This is a genomic window from Arcicella rigui (assembly GCF_034929435.1).
GTDB lineage: Bacteria > Bacteroidota > Bacteroidia > Cytophagales > Spirosomataceae > Arcicella > Arcicella rigui.
This window is the reverse complement of sequence record NZ_JAYFUM010000001.1, coordinates 125214-143757: the sequence shown is the minus strand read 5'-3', so window position 1 is coordinate 143757 and position 18544 is coordinate 125214. Positions and strand designations below refer to the sequence as shown.

20 protein-coding genes are annotated in these 18544 nt (G+C 35.7%); 11 read left to right on the top strand and 9 right to left on the bottom strand.

Features of this window, described 5'->3' with window-relative positions:
- Positions 1 to 153: 153 nt before the first annotated feature.
- The 3 genes from VB248_RS00715 to VB248_RS00705 form a co-directional block, all read right to left on the bottom strand.
- Complete coding sequence (locus VB248_RS00715) at positions 154 to 1368, bottom strand: ATP-grasp domain-containing protein (RefSeq protein ID WP_323294809.1); 1215 nt, start codon at positions 1366 to 1368, stop codon at positions 154 to 156.
- Positions 1369 to 1440: 72 nt separating this feature from the next.
- The gene (locus VB248_RS00710) at positions 1441 to 2892 is read right to left on the bottom strand and encodes a leucyl aminopeptidase family protein (protein ID WP_323294808.1); all 1452 of its coding nucleotides are present in this window, start codon (positions 2890 to 2892) and stop codon (positions 1441 to 1443) included.
- A 98-nt stretch (positions 2893 to 2990) separates the two neighbouring features.
- Positions 2991 to 3212, bottom strand: coding sequence for a DUF2795 domain-containing protein (locus VB248_RS00705; protein ID WP_092018230.1), 222 nt, complete (start codon positions 3210 to 3212; stop codon positions 2991 to 2993).
- Positions 3213 to 3523: 311 nt separating this feature from the next.
- Between VB248_RS00705 and VB248_RS00700 the strand changes: the two genes are divergently transcribed.
- The 11 genes from VB248_RS00700 (at position 3524) to serS (ending at position 13838) form a co-directional block, all read left to right on the top strand.
- A complete protein-coding gene (locus VB248_RS00700; protein WP_323294807.1) occupies positions 3524 to 4297 on the top strand; it encodes a copper homeostasis protein CutC in 774 nt (257 codons plus the stop codon).
- Positions 4298 to 4562: 265 nt separating this feature from the next.
- Positions 4563 to 6302 (top strand): tetratricopeptide repeat protein, encoded by a 1740-nt coding sequence (locus tag VB248_RS00695; RefSeq protein ID WP_323294806.1) that lies wholly within the window; start codon positions 4563 to 4565, stop codon positions 6300 to 6302.
- A 26-nt stretch (positions 6303 to 6328) separates the two neighbouring features.
- Positions 6329 to 7180: a DUF4292 domain-containing protein gene (locus tag VB248_RS00690; RefSeq protein WP_323294805.1), complete on the top strand. Its 852-nt coding sequence runs from the start codon at positions 6329 to 6331 to the stop codon at positions 7178 to 7180.
- 140 nt (positions 7181 to 7320) lie between these two features.
- Entirely contained in the window at positions 7321 to 8481 is a 1161-nt protein-coding gene (locus VB248_RS00685; protein ID WP_323294804.1) for a murein hydrolase activator EnvC family protein, read from the top strand.
- A gap of 307 nt (positions 8482 to 8788) precedes the next feature.
- Positions 8789 to 9478, top strand: coding sequence for a tetratricopeptide repeat protein (locus VB248_RS00680; RefSeq protein WP_323294803.1), 690 nt, complete (start codon positions 8789 to 8791; stop codon positions 9476 to 9478).
- Between the two features lie 138 nt (positions 9479 to 9616).
- Positions 9617 to 10093 carry a 6,7-dimethyl-8-ribityllumazine synthase gene (gene ribH / locus VB248_RS00675; RefSeq protein ID WP_323294802.1) on the top strand — a complete coding sequence of 159 codons (477 nt, stop codon included), beginning with the start codon at positions 9617 to 9619 and terminating at the stop codon, positions 10091 to 10093.
- Positions 10094 to 10156: 63 nt separating this feature from the next.
- Positions 10157 to 10405 carry a DUF2281 domain-containing protein gene (locus VB248_RS00670; RefSeq protein WP_323294801.1) on the top strand — a complete coding sequence of 83 codons (249 nt, stop codon included), beginning with the start codon at positions 10157 to 10159 and terminating at the stop codon, positions 10403 to 10405.
- Positions 10406 to 10470: 65 nt separating this feature from the next.
- Positions 10471 to 11829 carry an aspartate kinase gene (locus VB248_RS00665; protein WP_323294800.1) on the top strand — a complete coding sequence of 453 codons (1359 nt, stop codon included), beginning with the start codon at positions 10471 to 10473 and terminating at the stop codon, positions 11827 to 11829.
- A 91-nt stretch (positions 11830 to 11920) separates the two neighbouring features.
- On the top strand, positions 11921 to 12148 hold the full coding sequence (locus VB248_RS00660) for a hypothetical protein (protein WP_323294799.1): 228 nt from the start codon (positions 11921 to 11923) through the stop codon (positions 12146 to 12148).
- On the top strand, positions 12145 to 12561 hold the full coding sequence (locus tag VB248_RS00655; protein WP_323294798.1) for a putative toxin-antitoxin system toxin component, PIN family: 417 nt from the start codon (positions 12145 to 12147) through the stop codon (positions 12559 to 12561). Before VB248_RS00660 ends, VB248_RS00655 begins: the two co-directional genes overlap by 4 nt.
- Before the next feature lie 5 nt (positions 12562 to 12566).
- Positions 12567 to 13838: a serine--tRNA ligase gene (gene serS / locus VB248_RS00650; RefSeq protein WP_323294797.1), complete on the top strand. Its 1272-nt coding sequence runs from the start codon at positions 12567 to 12569 to the stop codon at positions 13836 to 13838.
- Positions 13839 to 14098: 260 nt separating this feature from the next.
- On the opposite strand, the gene VB248_RS00645 is transcribed toward serS, so the two are convergent.
- From VB248_RS00645 to VB248_RS00620, 6 genes are all read right to left on the bottom strand, one after another.
- The gene (locus VB248_RS00645; RefSeq protein WP_323294796.1) at positions 14099 to 14269 is read right to left on the bottom strand and encodes a hypothetical protein; all 171 of its coding nucleotides are present in this window, start codon (positions 14267 to 14269) and stop codon (positions 14099 to 14101) included.
- Positions 14270 to 14361: 92 nt separating this feature from the next.
- A complete protein-coding gene (locus VB248_RS00640; protein ID WP_323294795.1) occupies positions 14362 to 14625 on the bottom strand; it encodes a hypothetical protein in 264 nt (87 codons plus the stop codon).
- Positions 14626 to 15058: 433 nt separating this feature from the next.
- Positions 15059 to 15880, bottom strand: a complete 822-nt coding sequence (locus VB248_RS00635) for an alpha/beta hydrolase (RefSeq protein WP_323294794.1) — start codon at positions 15878 to 15880, stop codon at positions 15059 to 15061.
- A gap of 32 nt (positions 15881 to 15912) precedes the next feature.
- Positions 15913 to 16260 (bottom strand): MmcQ/YjbR family DNA-binding protein, encoded by a 348-nt coding sequence (locus tag VB248_RS00630; protein ID WP_323294793.1) that lies wholly within the window; start codon positions 16258 to 16260, stop codon positions 15913 to 15915.
- A 15-nt stretch (positions 16261 to 16275) separates the two neighbouring features.
- Positions 16276 to 17145, bottom strand: a complete 870-nt coding sequence (locus tag VB248_RS00625) for an ROK family protein (RefSeq protein WP_323294792.1) — start codon at positions 17143 to 17145, stop codon at positions 16276 to 16278.
- Positions 17146 to 17322: 177 nt separating this feature from the next.
- On the bottom strand, positions 17323 to 18339 hold the full coding sequence (locus VB248_RS00620) for a LacI family DNA-binding transcriptional regulator (RefSeq protein WP_323294791.1): 1017 nt from the start codon (positions 18337 to 18339) through the stop codon (positions 17323 to 17325).
- Positions 18340 to 18544: the final 205 nt, after the last annotated feature.

The window sequence follows — 18544 nt, the reverse complement described above, 5'->3', positions numbered from 1 at the left end:
CAGCTTTCTGATATTTTGCTCTTAGCAGACGAAGATTCACCTACTAAGAACAAAATATTTCAATGTGAAAATTAGGTACGAAAATCATTACCATGGAAGTCTTGACTTAGCAATCTGACTTAAAAGTATTTTTAGTATTTCTCAAAACCCTACTCAATGCGACGGTCTATCACGTATGGGAGCTGAGGCATGAAAGTTTTTAAAAATCTTATCCGCATAATCATCCAGCAATTCAAGTACTCGCTCTCTACTTTCCGACTTCACGACCAAACCAATATGATACTCTTCGTTCATTCGCCAGTAAACTTCTGGTGCATCAAAAGAAGATAAATCTGGATATTGTTGACGAACCAACGAGATAATGATACCCGCATAATTATTTTCAACCTCTGGTAAAATATACTCTTCGCATTTGGCAACAGCTGTTTCGATATTCGCCCATTCTCGCCATAAATTAATACCCGAAGACGCTTCTACCATTTCAGCCAGATTTGCCCCTCCTACTCTTGAAGCCGTTTCCAAGAAAATCATTTCACCCGTTTCATAATCCTTGATAAATTCTGAATGACTTGCCGAATAATTCATGCCGAAAGCTCGCATTACTTCTGCATTGATTTTGCGTAAGGCAAAATCATCTGCCGAACCAAATGGCACAATTACTGAACGGAAAATACCTCCACCGTGTGCTACTTCCATGGGTGTTGACAAATACTGACTGGCACGAGTAAACACAAAATCGCCTTGTACCGAAAGAGAATCCACATGAAAAACATCGCCCGGACGAAACTGTTCTACCAAGTAATCGTGACGACGGTCGCCTAAGTAATGGACTACTTCCCACAATTGTTCTGAATTATATACTTTTCTGATTCCCGTAGCAGAAGCCTCAGAACGAGGCTTCACGACACAGGGATATTGTACTTTTTGTGTAAATTCAAAAATTTCGTTGTCATTAAACAAACTCGAAAACAAAGGCACTCTGATACCTGCTTCCTGAGCTTTCATTCGCATCGCCAATTTATCTCGAAAATGCCTTCCAGTAGTTTGCCCCATGCCTGGAATTCTGAAATGTTCACGCAAGTGAGCGGCTTTCTCTACATCAAAATCATCCAAAGCCACTATTCTATCAATTTTTCTCGAACGCATCATATAGGCAAGCCCAAGTATGATTTCGTTCATATCGAAAGAGCCATCGGCTTTTTCTTCTACATAAAATACTTCGTCGATGTATTCACGCACCCATGGCTTAAACTCCAACTTTTTGTTGGTAAGTAAATACACTTTATTTCCTGCTTGCTTACAAGCACGTAGGAATTCATTACCTTTGAAATAGGTAGATATACAAAGAAAAGAGAGCGTTGATGACATAAACTTTAGGATTATAGAGATACCAATGACTATTTTAAAATTAATCAAATCCGAGGGTTTTGCCAAAGAGTATTAATGATATTTACCGAAAAATTCCACTAACAATCTTATACCAAAAGCTGTTCCTGCTCTTTGTGGAGCAAATTCGGCATCACCAAAAGCCGTTCCTGCAATATCCAAATGAGCCCACTGCGGGTGATTCTCGATAAATACTTCTAAAAACTTCGCTGCCGTGATAGCCCCAGCCATTGGTTTTCCTGAGTAATTTCTTACATCAGCAATATCCGAACTTAGGTCTTCTTTATAAACATCCCAAAGTGGTAAACGCCACAGACGCTCGCCCGTTTGGTCGGCAACTTCGCTGAGTACTTGTGCCAAAGTATCATTATTACTAAACAAACCTGCTGCATGGTAGCCCAAAGTGCTGATGCAACTTCCTGTGAGCGTTGCTAAATCTACAATGGCATCTACTTTGAAATTTTTCACTAAATAGCTTAAACCATCTGCTAATATTAATCTGCCTTCGGCATCAGTGTCAATAACTTCAATGGTTTTTCCAGAATACGAGCCAATTACATCACTGGGTTTAAAGGATTTTCCATCTACCGAGTTTTCGCAGGCTGGCACAATTCCGACTAAATGTACTGGCAATTCCAGTTTTGCCGCTAACTCAATAGCTCCAAAAACTGCCGCTGCTCCGCCCATATCCGATTTCATCAAGTGCATATTACTTGACGATTTGATAGAAATTCCGCCCGTATCAAAAGTAACTCCTTTGCCTACCAAGCCAATCGTTTTAGTAGCTTGGGGCGAACGATACTCCATCACAATCAACATGGGGGCGTGTTCACTTCCTTGTCCGACTGCCAACAAAGCCTCTAATTTCTGACTTTTCAGTTGTTGTTTTTCCAAAACGTTTACCGAATACTTGTACTTTTCTCCAGAAGCCAAAGCCCATTTTACCAAAGTCAAAGGCGATTTTTTGTTGGCTGGGGCATTCATTAAATCAAAGATTTGCATTTGCGTTTCGGCTGTGGCTTTGCCTTTTTCCAGCAATTTTTCGATTGAATCCGAATCGCTAATAATATTCAAAACTCCTTCCTCCGACAGCAAAGGAGCTTTTGCTTTAGTCTCGGTTTTATACAATTTTATATTGTAAGTTCCTAAAAGACAGCCATTGCTCGCCCACTCAATCCACGACTCTGGCAACTGCGTCAAATCAATGCTTAATTCATTGGGTAGCTTGGTTTGATACTGATGAATGAGTGTTCTGAAAATACGAATTACTTCAGAAGAGTCGGGCTTTTTTCCAAAACCCAAGAGTATAATTTTTTGATTTTTACTTGTGTAAAAAGTCTGTACTTCTTTAGGGTCGGCCTTGAAATCTTGTTGTAAAAAGGCAAAATTTATCTCATATTTTTCAGCAATCTGACGTAAATCTTCTGAAAGATTTTCAGTTTGAAGTATCGGCAAAACGATAGCTTTTGCCTCTGGATTAAGTGTGCGGAAGTGATAAATTTTCATGTTGATTCTTTGAGTTAATAATATCCGATACGAATTAAACAAAAAATGCCACCTTTTGCAGGCGGCATTTTCTTGATAGCATAAAATTTTATGGTATTTTAATACTCATCTTCATTAAAGAAGAAATCATCTTTTGTTGGATAATCTGGCCAGATTTCTTCAATGCTTTCATAAGGTTGACCATCGTCTTCCAATTCTTGTAGGTTTTCAACTACTTCAAGTGGCGACCCAGTACGAATCGCAAAATCGATTAGTTCATCTTTTGTGGCAGGCCATGGTGCATCTTCGAGGTACGATGCTAATTCAAGTGTCCAGTACATATTAATATGAATTTGGTTACAATTATTTACTTTATTATTTAAACTAAAAACCTGAAAATTAGAGATTTACAACATCATTTTTCGTCAATCTAAACCTTCATTTTATTAGGATTGCAAAAGTATGTGTTTTTTATTTACGAAAAACTTTTTTATGTAAAATCTTGTGTTGAAGTAACTAAATTTATTTGAAAAAAGTACATTTAGTCCTATAAATATTTACAATTTTGCTAATAAAAATCTTTATTTCACTGAAAATCAACAAAATAATTTTCAATATTTTCAAAAATTTATCTTAAAAATTACTCTTTTTTATGCTTTTAAAATCTATTTTATCTCAAAAACCGCTTCTTGAAGTATGTGCTTATTCGTTTGAATCGTGTATTGCCGCCCAAAAAGGTGGGGCAAATCGGATTGAACTTTGCAGTTCGATGTACGAAGGTGGCACTACTCCTTCGGCTGGCTTAGTAAAAATGGTTATGGCGAATATCTCTATTGAAGTTCATGCCATGATTCGTCCGAGAGGTGGCGATTTCTGTTATTCAGCAGACGAACTTGCCATTATGAAAGAAGATATTCTTGTAATGAAAAACTTGGGCTGTGCCGGAATTGTTTTGGGTATTTTAAAAGCAGATGGAAAAGTAAACCTCGAACAAACGGCTGAATTGGTAAAATTGGCAGCTCCGATGGCGGTTACTTTTCATAGAGCTATCGACATGACTCCCGATTTTTCGGAAGCTTTGGAAAGCGTAATCGAAGCAGGTTGTACTCGTATTCTTACTTCTGGACAAAGCAATATTGCCATTGATGGCATCGAACAAATTCGTAAAATAGTGGCACAAGCTAAAGGACGAATTCAAATTATGGCAGGGAGTGGCGTTAATAGCAACAATGCCATTACACTGGCAGAAACAGGCATTGACGCACTTCATCTTACTGGTAAAACTACACGAGATTCAGTAATGACTTACCGCCGAGAAGGCATTGCTATGGGCGGATTATCAGAAGTACCCGAATACGCAATTGCTTTTACAGATTCAAATAAAATTAAGCAAATCGTAACACTTTTAGAAGAACATTACCGCTAATACTTCTAAAAAAAATACAATATTTTATCAGATTTGAGTAAAGTTTACCAACAAAACCAAGTAATAGTATTATTTTTGATATACTTGATTTTTAAACATTTTCGTTATGATACGCATGAAATAAAAATTGTAAGCGAGAATCCTTACGAGAAGCATTTCATAAGAACGACTTAAACAGATTTTCCTTAACTTTGAAGAAATAACACAAGTAGCACAAAAATTGATGATGTTTCTTTGGTTTTAATCTTCAACTGCTACTCAATCAATGATGATTTTAAATGTTCGATATATCTTCTCGGTTTTGATTATTCTTTCAATAATCGGCGGAAGTTCTTATGCTCAAAAAAAAGAAAGTACTTCTAAGAAAAAAGAAGAAGTTTCGCCAGCACAAATGCTCGAAGCGGAATCTTTTTTTACAGAAGGGATGAAATTCTACATGATGGAAGATTTTGAAAAAGCTATTCCAATTTTTCAAAAAGCACTTGACATTGTTCCGAACAACAGCGGTATTCTTTATGCTGTATCGAATACTTATTTAAAACTGGGCGACATCAACAAAGCGATTTCGCAATTGGAAAAAGCCTTCGAGCAAAGTCCTGACAATGAAACTTATGGCGAACAACTGGCAAATTTGTATGTCAAACGTGAAAATTTTCATGCAGCCGCAAAAGTATATCAAAGCCTAATTTTATTGAATCCCTCAAAATCAGATTATTATATCGAACAAGCCACGGTATATGTTTTTGATAATCAATTAGACGATGCCTTAAAAGCCTATAATAGAGCTGAAAAAATTGTTGGTATCAATGAAGAAATCATTCGCCAAAAACAAATGGTTTTGGTGAAAATGGGTAAAATTGACGAAGCGATTAAAGAAGGCGAAAAATTGATACAATCGGACCCAGACGAAATTGATTATAGTATCGACCAAGCTGAGTTTTTGATTTCAAATAAAAGAAACGACCAAGCGATTCCTTACCTTGAAAAAATTATCAAAGTAAATCCAGAAAATGCCCAAGCACACATCATGCTTGCACAACTTTTTCAGGAAAAAGGCGAAATCGAAAAGTGTAACCGTGAATTAGAGTTTGCTTTTGCTGATACTAATTTGGATGCCACTACCAAAGCTCGCATTCTGTTGAACTATATTGGAATGGCAAAAGATGAAAGAGCCAAAGAAACAGCTTTTAATCTGGCAAAGATACTTATCAAAACTAATCCAAGAGACCCAAAATCGCATGCCATTTATGGAGATTTACTTTTTCAAAAAGGAGATGAAAAAGCGGCAAGAGATGAGTATGTAAAAGCGGCACGTTTGGATAAATCTATCCATGAAATTTGGGGAAATATTATCAATATAGACTTCAAACTTCGTCAAATTGATAGTGCCATCGTCCATAGCGAAGAAGCCATCGAAGTATTTCCAAATCAAGCTGCATTTTGGTACTTAAACGGTTCGGCTTATTACCAAAAAAGAAGCCACAGCAAAGCGGCAGAAGCCTTGGAAGAAGCATTGAAATTGAGTCCAGAAGAATCTGAATTAAACCAGCACATCAATGCCTTGTTAGGTGATACTTATAATAGTTTAAAAAAATACGACGAGTCGGACCAAGCTTACGAAGCGGCACTCAAAGCCGACCCCAACAACGATTACGTATTGAACAATTATAGTTATTTCTTATCATTGCGTAAAGCAAAATTAGAGCGTGCAGCAGAATTAGCATCTAAATTAGTAGAAAAAAATCCTGAAAATGGTACTTATTTAGATACTTACGCTTGGGTACTTTATGTGATGAAAGATTATGAAAAAGCCAGAATTTACTTAGAAAAAGCCGTTCTTTACAACAAAAATAAAAGCGGTACTATTGTCGAACATTATGGAGACGTTCTGTATCAATTAGGCGACACACAAAAAGCCGTAGAACAATGGAAAAATGCCAAAGCTATCGGCTCAACCAGTAATTTAATTGATAAAAAAATTGCTCAAATGAAATTAATAGAGTAATTCTATTAATGCACTAATCACAAAATATGAAGCATTATTCAATTTTCCTTTTCACGTTAAGTTTTCTAATTGCATCCTGTAAAAGGCAACAAGTCAGTCAAACTCCGATTATTTCATCGGTCGATACCCTCAAGGTTGCTACAATTCCTACTCAAAAAGATTCAGTAGTAGCCGCACCAGTAGCTCCAACTGTTACGCCAAATACTCCTGCGGAAGAAGAAAAAGTAAGCATAGATGAAATTGACTTCAAATATTTGAAAGCAAAAGCAAAAGTATCATACAAAAGCCCCAACGATAGCCAAAGCTTTGTTGTAGATATTAGAATGCGAAAAGATAGCTTAATTTGGTTGAATATTTCAGCTTTTGGTATCACAGGTGCAACGGCTCTTTTCGATAAAGACGTTGTGAAATTTTACGATAAACTTCACGGAGAATACAATGAATATACTTATGCAAACTTTGCAGAAAAATTCAATTTCAACCTCAGTTATGATATTCTTCAAGCGTTGGTAGTGGGTAATCGTCCTTTCAAAAAAAATAAATCAAGAGTAACCAGAAGCAATGAGTACTTTTTATTAAAACAAACTGATAATAAAGTATTAATTGATAATTATATTGGCGAAAATAAAAAGTTAAAGAAAATATTACTTACTCAAGAAGACACAAGTAATAAATTAACTTTAGATTTCGACGATTTTACAACCTTGAATCAATTTTTGTTTCCGCAATCGAGCCTAATTACTTTAGACTATGTATCAAAAGTTGACCAAAAAATGTATCAAACGGTGGTAAATATCAAGCATACCAAAGTTGAACTGCTGGATACTCCTTTAGAGTTTCCGTTTAGAATTCCTGAAAAACTGTTAAATAAAAACTAAATTTTATCAAAAAATTAGCCCAACATATCAGTAACCAACAAGCAGCCCTGAATGTATTTTCGGGACTGCTTCTTGTTTTGTTATCTTTTTGCTCAACTGCCACTTTTGGACAAAGTGATACACGTCAGCGACGTTCAAAGTTGGAAGCAGCCAAAAAAGAAAACCTTAAAAAAATTCAGGAAATCAATAAAATCATTGAAACCACTGAACAAAAAAAGGAAGCAAGCGTAGGTAAACTTAATGCCATCGGTGAAAGAATTAACAAACAAACCAAGCAGATTGACATACTTGCTGAAAAACAACAATTGTTAGACAACGAAGCTCAAGAATTACAAAAAGCAACAGGAGAACTATCGGGAAATTTAGAGAAACTCAAAGAAGAGTATGCTAAGATGGTTTTTACGGCAGCTAAAACCAGTAATAAAGTAAATAAGCTGAGTTTCTTGTTTTCTTCGTCCAATTTCAATCAACTGATTCGTCGTTATAAATACCTTCAACAATACTCCGAAGCCAGAGAAAACCAAGCGGTATTGATACAAAAGGTACGTTCAGAGCTTTTGGCTGAACAGGTAAAAATCTTACAAAAAAAGCAAGAGCAAGATGCACTTTTAAGAGAAAAAATCACAGAAACCCAAAATCTGCAAGTATTAAAAGGCAAGCAAACCGAAGTAGTTTCACAACTTAGTCAAAAGGAACGCAAGCTCAGAGAACAATTAGAAGCCAATAAAAAAGTAGTAGAACGCTTAGAGAATATGATTGCCAATATTGTAGAAAGAGAAATCAAGCGTTCGCAAGAAAGAGAAATCAGAATTAATAAGCGAAACAATACGGCAAGTAGTCCTTCAAAAAGAAATTCAATTAGATTAAGTGCCGAAGAAACAAAACTGGCAAGTTCGTTTTCAGCCTTACAAGGACGAATGCCTTGGCCTGTAAATTCTGGGTTTATTTCAAGTCGTTTTGGCGTACACAACCATCCAGTATTGAGAGGCGTAAGAACCAATAACAATGGAATTGACATTCAAACAAGTGCGGGCAACGATGTAAAAGTAGTGTATGAAGGTATTGTACAATCGGTTGTTTCTATTCCGGGAACATACATGGTAGTAGCAGTTCAACATGGCGACTACTTTACGATTTATAGTAAAATTAGTAATGTAACAGTATCAAATGGGCAACATTTAAAAGCAGGACAAAAGGTAGGAGAAGTAGCTTCGGACACGGATGGAACATCAGAATTGAATTTTCAGGTATGGAAAAACTTTGATAAGCAAAATCCAGAAAATTGGTTACGTCAGCAGTAAGCTTTACTATCAATTCGTCGGTAATCTTCATAAAAAATGATACGTATTTACAAAGTAAGTATTAATTTTAAATCGTACTTGATGAGTATTCTGAGTAAATAATTACCAATTTTGATACTTTATATCCATTCTTTTGAAATTCTGCTTGAAAAGTTTACATAAAAACCTTTAAAGTTCCAAGAGATTTCCTAATTTTGCAATCCGATTTTGGAGATAGTGGAATCAGATTTGTTATTTGGCTTTTAAACTCATTTTCAATCCCTTATAAAGACAAATAACCAACAACAAATAAAGATACAAACCAACAATGGCAAAGAAAGACGAAAAAACACCCCTTGAGTTTTTGGAAACGGCAGAAGGCTTAAAAACAGAATTAGAAACAGATTTGAATAAAGTACAACACGTTGTAGAAAGTAATAAAAATGTTTTCGCAGGTGTTGGCGGTATATTGCTTGCAATCGTATTGGGTTATTTTGGCTATAAATATTATGTCACAACGCAAGATGCAGAAGGACAAGCAAAATTATCTGCTCCAGTTTACTTATTTGAAGCAGACTCAAATAAAGTTGCGGCAAAAGAATTAGGTAAAATAGCAGAAGATTTTGGTGGAAATACTGGAAACTTGGCTAATTTTTATGCTGGTGTTGCCAACTTGAAAGAAGGTAAATTTGACCTTGCTATCGAACAGTTGAAATCATTCAGTAGCTCAGATTTATTGGTGCAGGCTCGTGCTTATGCTTTAATCGGTGACGCTTATGCTGAGAAAAAAGCATATAGCGATGCTATCGACTATTACAAAAAAGCGGCTGAGTATAAAGCTAACAAATTCTTTACTCCAACTTATTTAATGAAGTTGGCAGCGGCTTATGAAGCAAACAACGAGCCTAAAGAAGCTTTGGCTATTTATAGTCAAATTGTAGAGAAATATGCAGAGTCGTCAGAATCCATCAACGCTAAGAAATATAAAGCGGTGTTAGAAGGCTCTGTCTCTGAATAAAAGAATCAATCAACATATTGATACAAAAGGGATAAGAGCAGTAGTTCTTATCCCTTTTTTTTATACCATTCATCCATTAGTTTTAGCCTTTGGGTAGATCACATACCTAAAGCTTAAAGCCTAAAGCTTGTATAAACTATGTCTTCAGCACATAAAAATCTTAGTATTTTTTCTACCGAAAATTTACCAGATATTTCTAATAAAAAATTTGCTATTGTGGTAGCAGAATGGAACGAAGAAATTACAAATGCCTTAGCGGACGGGGCTTATAAAACCCTGATTACTTACGGAGCTAAAACAGAAAACATCGTTCGGGTAAGTGTTCCGGGCAGTTATGAGCTTAGTTTTGGGGCTCAGAAAATGGCTCAAAAACCAGAAATTGATGCTGTTATTTGCATTGGTTGTGTGATTCAAGGCGAAACCAAACACAACGATTATATCAACAATGCGGTGGCTCAAGGACTTACAGCCGTAAGCTTGAAATACGACAAACCTGTTATCTTTGGGGTATTAACGCCTAATACCGAACAGCAAGCCCTCGACCGTGCAGGAGGTATCCATGGCAATAAAGGCGACGAAGCGGCCATTACTGCGGTGAAAATGTTGGCGTTTTAAATTGAAATTATGCAATAAAAGGTAGATTTTCAGAGAAGTTTAGCACATTTTAACAACAAAATTATGCTGCAAGCCATCGAATTTCCGACAATTCTTAGGGATAATCAACACATTGATATTCCGAGTGATTTACAATCTCAACTCAAAGCAAATCAGTCTGTTAGAGTGATTGTTTTAGTAAATGACAAGGTTGAAGAGAAACTTGTGTCCCCTCCCAAAAAGGAGAGAAAACTTGGTGTTTTGAAAGGGAAACTTTCAATTCCAGATGATTTTGATGAGCCTTTAGATGATTTAAAAGAATATATGTGCTGATATGAAAAGTTTAAGAAGTATCAATCTCAAATACAAATTATAGATAATCATTAATTAACAATACAATGCAAGTTTGGAAATTTGGGGGAACTTCCGTTGGGAAGCCCGAGCGAATGCACTCAATTAAAAATTTGATTACCGAAGATGGTAATCGCAAAATCGTCGTTTTGTCGGCTCTTTCGGGTACAACAAACGCTTTGATTGCTATTGGAGAGTCATTGAAATCGCATAATGATGCTGAGGCAACTCAGAAAATCAATGAGTTGTACGCTCATTATGAGTCTTTTATAAAAGAACTTTATAGTACCGAAGCTGGCTACGCAGAAGGTAAAGCCATCATCGAAAAGGAATTTTCGTTCATTCGTTCTTTAGTAAATATCAAACCTTTCTCGGTAAAACAAGAAAAAGAAATCGTAGCAGAAGGCGAATTGCTTTCTACCCAAATGTTTGAGGCGTACTTGCGTGAAGAAGGCGTAAATGCCGCTTTATTACCTGCTTTAGACTTTATGTTGATTGATGCCGACAATGAGCCAGTGTTGAAATTTACCGAAGAAAAATTAGGGGCAATTCTCGGGCAACTCACCAACAAGCAAATCTTTATTACCCAAGGTTTTATTTGTAGAAACCCTCGTGGCGAAGTCGATAACTTGAAACGTGGCGGTTCTGATTATACCGCTTCATTAATCGGTGGAGCGATTGTAGCAGAAGAAGTGCAAATCTGGACAGACATCGACGGAATGCACAACAACGACCCACGCATTGTAAAGAAAACCTTCCCTATCCGTGAGTTGACTTTTGAAGAAGCAGCCGAATTGGCATATTTCGGGGCAAAAATTTTGCATCCAAGTACCATCACGCCTGCAAAAATGAAAGGTGTACCTGTACGTTTGAAAAACACGATGGAACCAGCCGCTTATGGTACGTTGATTGCCGATAAAACAACCGACCGTGAAATCAAGGCGATTGCTGCCAAAGACAACCTTACAGCCATTTATATTCATTCAACTCGTATGTTGAATGCCTACGGCTTCTTGCGTAAAGTATTTGAAGTATTTGAAAAATACAAAACGCCAGTGGATATGATTACGACTTCGGAAGTTTCGGTTTCGGTGACAATCGACAATGACGAGCATTTAGATAAAATCATGGCAGAATTGAAACAATTCGCCGATTTAGAAGAATGTGACAAAGACCAAACGATTGTATGTATTGTAGGAAATTTCTCGGCCGACAAAGAAGGAATTGCTTTGAAAGTATTAGATGCCATGAAAAGTATTCCAATTCGTATGATTTCTTATGGAGCTTCAGAGCATAATATTTCGCTGTTGATTCATGGTAAACACAAAGCAGCCGCTTTGAACGCACTTAACGAGCGTTGCTTTTTGTATGAAGATACAATGAAAGAAATTTTCTCCGCTCCTTGATTATAACAACATCGCTGTATAGCCGTGTTGTGAAACCTGTTTCCAGCACGGCTATTTTTTTTATCTTTGTGGAAATGTAAAACATAAGAATATGCAAACAGCAAAACAACCATTGACTAATTTGCAGTTAGAGCTACTTAAATTGTATTCTCGGAAAGTCTCTGAGCAAGATTTACAGTCTATCAAAAATATACTGGCTCAATATTTTGCTAATAAAGCTATGTATTTGGCAGACCAGACTTGGGAAAACAACAATTGGACTGAAGAAGATGCAGAACGATTATCCAATGAACATTTACGAAAATCCTCCCAAAAATGAAATTAGTCATAGACACTAATATTTTATGGGTCTCTATTTCACGTAAATCTAAAACGCATTGGATTTTTGAAAGTTTATTGAACGGCGATTATGTATTATGTGTGACAACCGATATTATGGAAGAATATGAGGAAATCATAGGGTTGAAATTAGGAGAAGAAGTAGCTGATTCATTTATGCAAATTCTCACATATCTGCCTAATATTGAGTTTATAACAAGATACTATGAATGGAATTTGCTATTAGACATAGACCCTGACGATAATAAATTTATAGACTGTGCTGTTGCGTCTAATGCTAATTACTTAGTAACCAATGATAGACATTTCAACAGATTACATGAAATAGATTTCCCCAAAATTAATCTCGTTAATTTAGAAGAATTTAAAAAGATACTGAAAGTACTTGATTAAAACTTATGCTACAAATACAACAAATTAAAGAAAACAAAGCCACTACCATTGAGGGCTTGAAACGAAAATACTTCAAAGAGGCGGAAGAAATCGTTGAGAAAGTATTAGGATTAGACGACAAACGTCGTGAAACGCAGGTGGAATTAGACGGTACTTTAGCCAAATCGAATGCGCTTGCCAAAGAAATTGGAGGCTTGATGAAAGCCGGCAAAAAAGAAGAAGCCGAAGCCGCTAAAGCCGAAACAAGTGCCTTGAAAGCTCGTTCTAAAGAATTGGAAGAGGTCTTGAGAAGCACCGAAACGGACTTGTACGAGGTGTTGGTAACATTGCCCAACTTGCCTCATAGCAGTGTTCCAGCAGGAAAAACGCCCGAAGAAAATGAGGTGGTTTTAGAAAATGGAACAATCCCAACTTTACCAGATGACGCTCAACCGCATTGGGATTTAATTAAAAAGTACGACATCATCGACTTTGAATTGGGCAACAAAATCACGGGAGCTGGTTTTCCTGTGTATAAAGGAAAAGGGGCTAGAATCCAACGGGCTTTGATTAATTTCTTCTTAGACGAAGCGATTAATGCTGGTTATACCGAAATTCAGCCGCCTATTTTAATCAATAAAGAATCAGGTTTTGGAACAGGTCAATTGCCCGACAAAGACGGACAAATGTACCATGCTACCGAAGACGATTTATTTTTGATTCCGACGGCAGAAGTACCGATTACGAATATGTACCGTGATGTGATTTTACAAGAAAGCGATTTACCTATCAAAAATGCGGGTTATACGCCATGTTTCCGTCGTGAAGCAGGTTCTTGGGGTGCTCACGTGCGTGGTTTGAATCGCCTGCACCAGTTTGATAAAATTGAAATTGTACGCATCGAAAAGCCAGAAAACTCTTATGCAGCTTTAGAAGAAATGTCATTGCACGTACAAGGCATTCTTCAAAAATTAGAATTACCTTACCGTGTATTACGTTTGTGCGGTGGCGATATGAGCTTCACCTCTGCTCTTACTTATGATATGGAAGTGTTCTCGGCAGCACAAAAACGTTGGTTAGAGGTAAGTTCTGTTTCAAATTTTGAAACTTATCAAGCCAATCGTTTAAAATTACGTATGAAAACCGAAGGAAAATCACAGTTATTACATACGCTCAACGGTTCGGCATTGGCATTGCCACGTATTTTGGCAGCCATTCTCGAAAACAATCAAACGCCCGAAGGTATTCGTATTCCGAAAGTACTTGTGCCTTATTGTGGATTTGAGGTGATAAGCTAATTGACATTTTATAAAAAGAGGCAAGATAAATTTGAAAATTTTGTCTTGCCTCTTCTCTTTACCTTCCTATATCACTCCTAATTGTACTTCATCTCATCCGAGAATTTCTCCAAGTAAAACTTCACCGAATAATTTAAGCACTTTGAGTTATTACTTATCAATAATCATTAAGTATTTCTATTTCAACAGATTGACAAAACACAACTATACATTTTAAAATGTTATTTATCAATTTACTTTCTTTGAAAATGTATTTTTTATTACTCTGCTTTGTCATTATCAGATAAACTGGCAGAAATAAAAGTGCCAACAATTATGCCCAAAGAAGCAAAAAGCTCACTACCTATACGGTCTTGCATCGTAATAGCCACTATTAGCAAACCAAGCATTAGTGCCAAAAAAAAGTAAGTCTTTATTTCCGTAATATCCATTGGTTTCATTTTTAATTATTACTTCGATTTTACTTTCTGTATTGATTTTTCCTTCTTTAAAACAATTTTATCGAAGAAATTGATACTTCTTTTTAGCCTTTGCTTTGTGAAAAACACTGAACTTTATCTATCAATTTGGAGACAAAGCCTATCGGAATTACCAAAAAATAAATGAGTAGCTTGTCGCCAAAAGCAAGCAAAGTAATAACTACCAATGGTGCTAAGATTAAATCAAAGCCCAAATGAAGGATGTTGAAATGCTTTAAAAGATATAATCCCGATGTAATCAGGAAGCCCAACAGTAATACAAATATCCCAGATACAGTATTAGTATTTTTTTGTGTTTGATTTTTCATGCCACAAAATTGTGGACACAAATTCATAATTTTTCATTTATTCTTTTAATAAAATACATAAACAAAATTTATGTATTTATCATAAGTCAATGCTGCATTTACTAAAAATATGTTTTGGAAGAAAAGTATTTTAATGGCATCTAAGGAAGTGACCTAACTTAATGAAAATTTTATCTTTCATTCAAAAGGTTAGAGACATTAGTTTATACAAACCCCTGTAATAAAGGTATTTACACATTTTTTTACAAAAAATATTTGAAGCAGGAAAATACCGAAGTGATAACAAAAAACAATCTAAGAGTATAGTAGAATTTCTGTCTTGAGTCGTTATTGTTTTGGATGGGTATAAATTGTGATAAATACCAATTATCATTTTCATTTCTAAAGAGCTATTGTAGAAATGCTCTTTAGAAATGAAATATTTTTGAAGAAATTATCTAGCATTTTTAAAGAAATTACTCATAAATACAGCTTGATATTGAACAGCGTTTGTCCAATATGGCCAATTATGACCGCCCGGACGGGTTAAATAATCGTGTGGGATATTTCTGTATAAGAGTTGCTCATGAAGTTTTTCATTTACTTTATAGAAAAAATCTTCTGTGCCACAGTCGATAATTAAAGTCAAAGAATTGGGTGTAAGTAAGTGTAATAAATTAATTACTGTATTTTTCTCCCAACGTTCGGGCTGTTCAGCATATTTTCCTAAACGCTTTGCCATATCCCAGTTGTTTGGAAAAGGACGAATATCAACGCCTCCGCTCATACTTCCAGCCGCTCCGAAAATATCCTGATGCTTCAAGGCAAGATACAAAGCTCCATGTCCGCCCATACTCAATCCTGTAATTCCTCTACCTTTTCGGTCTTTGATGGTTTTATAGTTTCCATCTACCCATTTCACCAATTCGTCAGAAACATAAGTTTCATATTTAAAATCAGGAGCAATAGGGCTGTCCCAGTACCAACTTCCAAAACCACCGTCAGGACAAACGATAATCATATTATACTGGTCTGCGAGTTTTTCTACCCCTTTAGCTTTCGTTACCCAGTCGGCATAATTTCCGCTATAACCGTGCAACAAATACAGTACGGGCAATTCTTTCGCTGTTTTGTAATTATCTGGAAGAATTACCACTGCTTTGATGTTTTTCTGCATCGCTGCACTGTGGGTAAGTACTGTGTCTATCAGAGCTGCCTTGCCTTCAAAGCTAAAAATAAGTAAGAGTGCAATGAATGTGTTTTTTAAGGTTTTCATACAATTAAATAGTCGATTAAAATGATTTTGTTTTACATATCAAGTTTTGAAAGAGTACTTTTGGGTAATTTGGCTTTGATTAAATCATAAGATTTTTTCAAGAAAAAAAGCCATTCGGTTTCGGATAAAGATTGAAAATCCTTTACTTGAACCCACTTAAATTTAGCTCCGCCATAAGGTGCTGGGCAGATGCCCTCGTGTTCATAGAGTACTTCAAATTGCTCGTCTTCTACTTTAAAATTTACTGTATTCAAGTGTTTTAGATTCGATGAACAAAATACTTTTCCAGCTACCATAAAACACAACTGGTCGCCGTATTTAATACCTTCTGAAGTATGTTGAAAAGAAAGACAAATTTCTCTTATTCTTTCAATGTCCATGTTGTAACAAAAGTATTACTGTTCCGTTCCTAAACTTTCTTTCCACAAGCCAACCGCCCCCATCAAGGCAGCTTCTTCGTTCAGACAAGATTTTACTAAAGTAATTTTTGCTTCATGTTTCGCTAAACTTTTTTCAATTGCTGGAAAGAAAAAGTCGGAAGCATTGGCAATATTTCCACCAATGATAATGATTTCTGGCAAAAACTTCTCGGTAAATTCTCCAATAAACAAACTTATATTTTCTGAAAACTCAGCAAATACTTGTCTTGAAAAGGTATCTTTTTCAAAATTTTCTACCAAAAACTTTGCTCCTTCGATGGTCTCGCCAGTAAGTTCTTTGTACTTTTTTACAAACCATCTTGTAGAAATATAGTCTTCGGCAACGCCAGCCAACATTGGATAATTGATACCCATTGCCATATCTTTTGCGGCATTGTTTTCATAAATCGACGTACCCAAACCTGTTCCGATAGTAATACCAATGGCTTTTTTATAATTTTCCCCTGCTCCAAAAAGCATCTCTCCTTCTAAAAAAGCCTCCGAATCGTTTCTGAAACAGATATTTTCGGTAGGAATCCCCAGACGTTCAGCAAATATTTGTTTGATATTTAATCCATAAAGATTTTCATACTTATTCACATTTTGCATCAGACAAATTCCATTTTCGTAGTCGAAAGGGCCGGGCATGGCTATTCCTACAAAAAAGGTTTGTACTCCTTCACTTGCCTTTTTGATGGCATTTGTCCAAATATCCAAAATATTTTCTGCTGAGTCGTGTGGATTTAATTTACTTCTTGTCACAGAAGAGCCAATAATTTCGCCTTTCTGTAAATCTACTTGGGCCGCAGTGATATGCGAACCTCCAATATCAACACCAATGTACATAAATTTCTATTTCTTTCGGGGACAAAAATATTCTAAGCTTAAATGATTAAGCGAAAATAAATCAAAAAAAAGATACCACAAAAAACATTTACTTTGAGGTACTTAAATAAAGCGTATTTTTTAAATTAAAATATTGAATTTCAAATTAATAACTGTATTCAAATCATCATTAAACACCTATATTTTTGTAGTAGAATCTCGGACTACAATTGAAGCTGGTAAAATGTATTCTTTTGCCAAATATTTGTCGGCATTTTCCATGTGTTCGAGCAAAGTATTAATCAATTGCTTTGACATTTCTTCGATAGGTTGGGCAATAGCCGAAATAGATGGCTGATGAATTCTGAACAAATCGTTATCATCAAAAACCATTACTCCCATTCCTTTCCCGATTTTAATGCCTGCTCTGTTCATCATTTCTATACCTCTGATAGCCAAATAGTTAGTAGCAAAGAAAATAGCATCTATCGCAGGATTTTCTTCAAGAAACTGTCCAATATCATTTGTAATATTATTTACTTTGGCAGAATTGTACTCAAACTTTTTAACAATAGAAGGTATTCGCTTTTCATAAACAGCTTTTTCGTAACCCAGCAGGCGGTCTATCATTTGTGCTTGAGGGGAATCTAAAGTAACAAAAGCAATATTTTTATACCCATGATTTACCAAGTACTTGGCTGCTTTATAAGAACTTTCAAAATTGTCCATTCCTACATAACTCACTTCGATGTCGGTGCAATTTCTATCGAAAAGCACAACAGGTAAACCGCTCTTTATCAATTGACTAATTTCACTTTCAAGGTTTTCGGTTGGCGTAATAATGTAGCCGTCCACATTTCTTTCTCTGAAAGTATTAATTAATTCTTTCGCTTTTACTGTATCATTTTTGGTGCTACTGTAAATGATTTTGTAACCATTTTCATAAGCAATCGTTTCGATATTTCCAGCAACACTGGCAAAAAATGGGTCGGCAATGTCTTCAACGATTAAGCCAATTACATTGGTTTTACCCGTTCTTAGGCTTTTTGCTAAGTGATTTGGCTTAAAATTATTTTCCTCAACATAAGCTAATACTCTTTTCGTAAGCTCATCGCTTATTCTTTTTTCTTTCGCTTTTCCATTAAGGATATAAGAAACAGTTGCGGTTGAGATTTTAAGCGTTTCAGCAACAGCCTTAATAGACATCTTTTTCATTTGAATATGTTTGTATAAATGCTTAAAAACTTCAAAAAAGGTTTCTAAAAAGACTATTTTTTCTCTTGAAACCAAAAATATTTAACAAGTTAGTTAATATTTTGAATTATTGATAAGCAAATTTATAATCTCTGAAAAGCTTTATTATACGTTATCTGCCCATTTTTCAGGATATAAAAAAACCCTTCTTGTTAAATCTGCTGTT

Excerpts from the sequence above, each read along its gene's own strand:
- VB248_RS00705 (WP_092018230.1), bottom strand. The coding sequence starts at position 3,212 with ATGTACTGGACACTTGAATTAGCATCGTACCTCGAAGATGCACCATGG.
- VB248_RS00680 (WP_323294803.1), top strand. The coding sequence starts at position 8,789 with ATGGCAAAGAAAGACGAAAAAACACCCCTTGAGTTTTTGGAAACGGCA.
- VB248_RS00660 (WP_323294799.1), top strand. The coding sequence starts at position 11,921 with ATGCAAACAGCAAAACAACCATTGACTAATTTGCAGTTAGAGCTACTT.
- VB248_RS00665 (WP_323294800.1), top strand. The coding sequence starts at position 10,471 with ATGCAAGTTTGGAAATTTGGGGGAACTTCCGTTGGGAAGCCCGAGCGA.
- VB248_RS00695 (WP_323294806.1), top strand. The coding sequence starts at position 4,563 with ATGATGATTTTAAATGTTCGATATATCTTCTCGGTTTTGATTATTCTT.
- VB248_RS00690 (WP_323294805.1), top strand. The coding sequence starts at position 6,329 with ATGAAGCATTATTCAATTTTCCTTTTCACGTTAAGTTTTCTAATTGCA.
- VB248_RS00625 (WP_323294792.1), bottom strand. The coding sequence starts at position 17,145 with ATGTACATTGGTGTTGATATTGGAGGTTCGCATATCACTGCGGCCCAA.
- VB248_RS00670 (WP_323294801.1), top strand. The coding sequence starts at position 10,157 with ATGCTGCAAGCCATCGAATTTCCGACAATTCTTAGGGATAATCAACAC.
- VB248_RS00645 (WP_323294796.1), bottom strand. The coding sequence starts at position 14,269 with ATGGATATTACGGAAATAAAGACTTACTTTTTTTTGGCACTAATGCTT.
- VB248_RS00700 (WP_323294807.1), top strand. The coding sequence starts at position 3,524 with ATGCTTTTAAAATCTATTTTATCTCAAAAACCGCTTCTTGAAGTATGT.
- ribH (WP_323294802.1), top strand. The coding sequence starts at position 9,617 with ATGTCTTCAGCACATAAAAATCTTAGTATTTTTTCTACCGAAAATTTA.
- VB248_RS00635 (WP_323294794.1), bottom strand. The coding sequence starts at position 15,880 with ATGAAAACCTTAAAAAACACATTCATTGCACTCTTACTTATTTTTAGC.
- serS (WP_323294797.1), top strand. The coding sequence starts at position 12,567 with ATGCTACAAATACAACAAATTAAAGAAAACAAAGCCACTACCATTGAG.
- VB248_RS00630 (WP_323294793.1), bottom strand. The coding sequence starts at position 16,260 with ATGGACATTGAAAGAATAAGAGAAATTTGTCTTTCTTTTCAACATACT.
- VB248_RS00640 (WP_323294795.1), bottom strand. The coding sequence starts at position 14,625 with ATGAAAAATCAAACACAAAAAAATACTAATACTGTATCTGGGATATTT.
- VB248_RS00715 (WP_323294809.1), bottom strand. The coding sequence starts at position 1,368 with ATGTCATCAACGCTCTCTTTTCTTTGTATATCTACCTATTTCAAAGGT.
- VB248_RS00620 (WP_323294791.1), bottom strand. The coding sequence starts at position 18,339 with ATGAAAAAGATGTCTATTAAGGCTGTTGCTGAAACGCTTAAAATCTCA.
- VB248_RS00655 (WP_323294798.1), top strand. The coding sequence starts at position 12,145 with ATGAAATTAGTCATAGACACTAATATTTTATGGGTCTCTATTTCACGT.
- VB248_RS00710 (WP_323294808.1), bottom strand. The coding sequence starts at position 2,892 with ATGAAAATTTATCACTTCCGCACACTTAATCCAGAGGCAAAAGCTATC.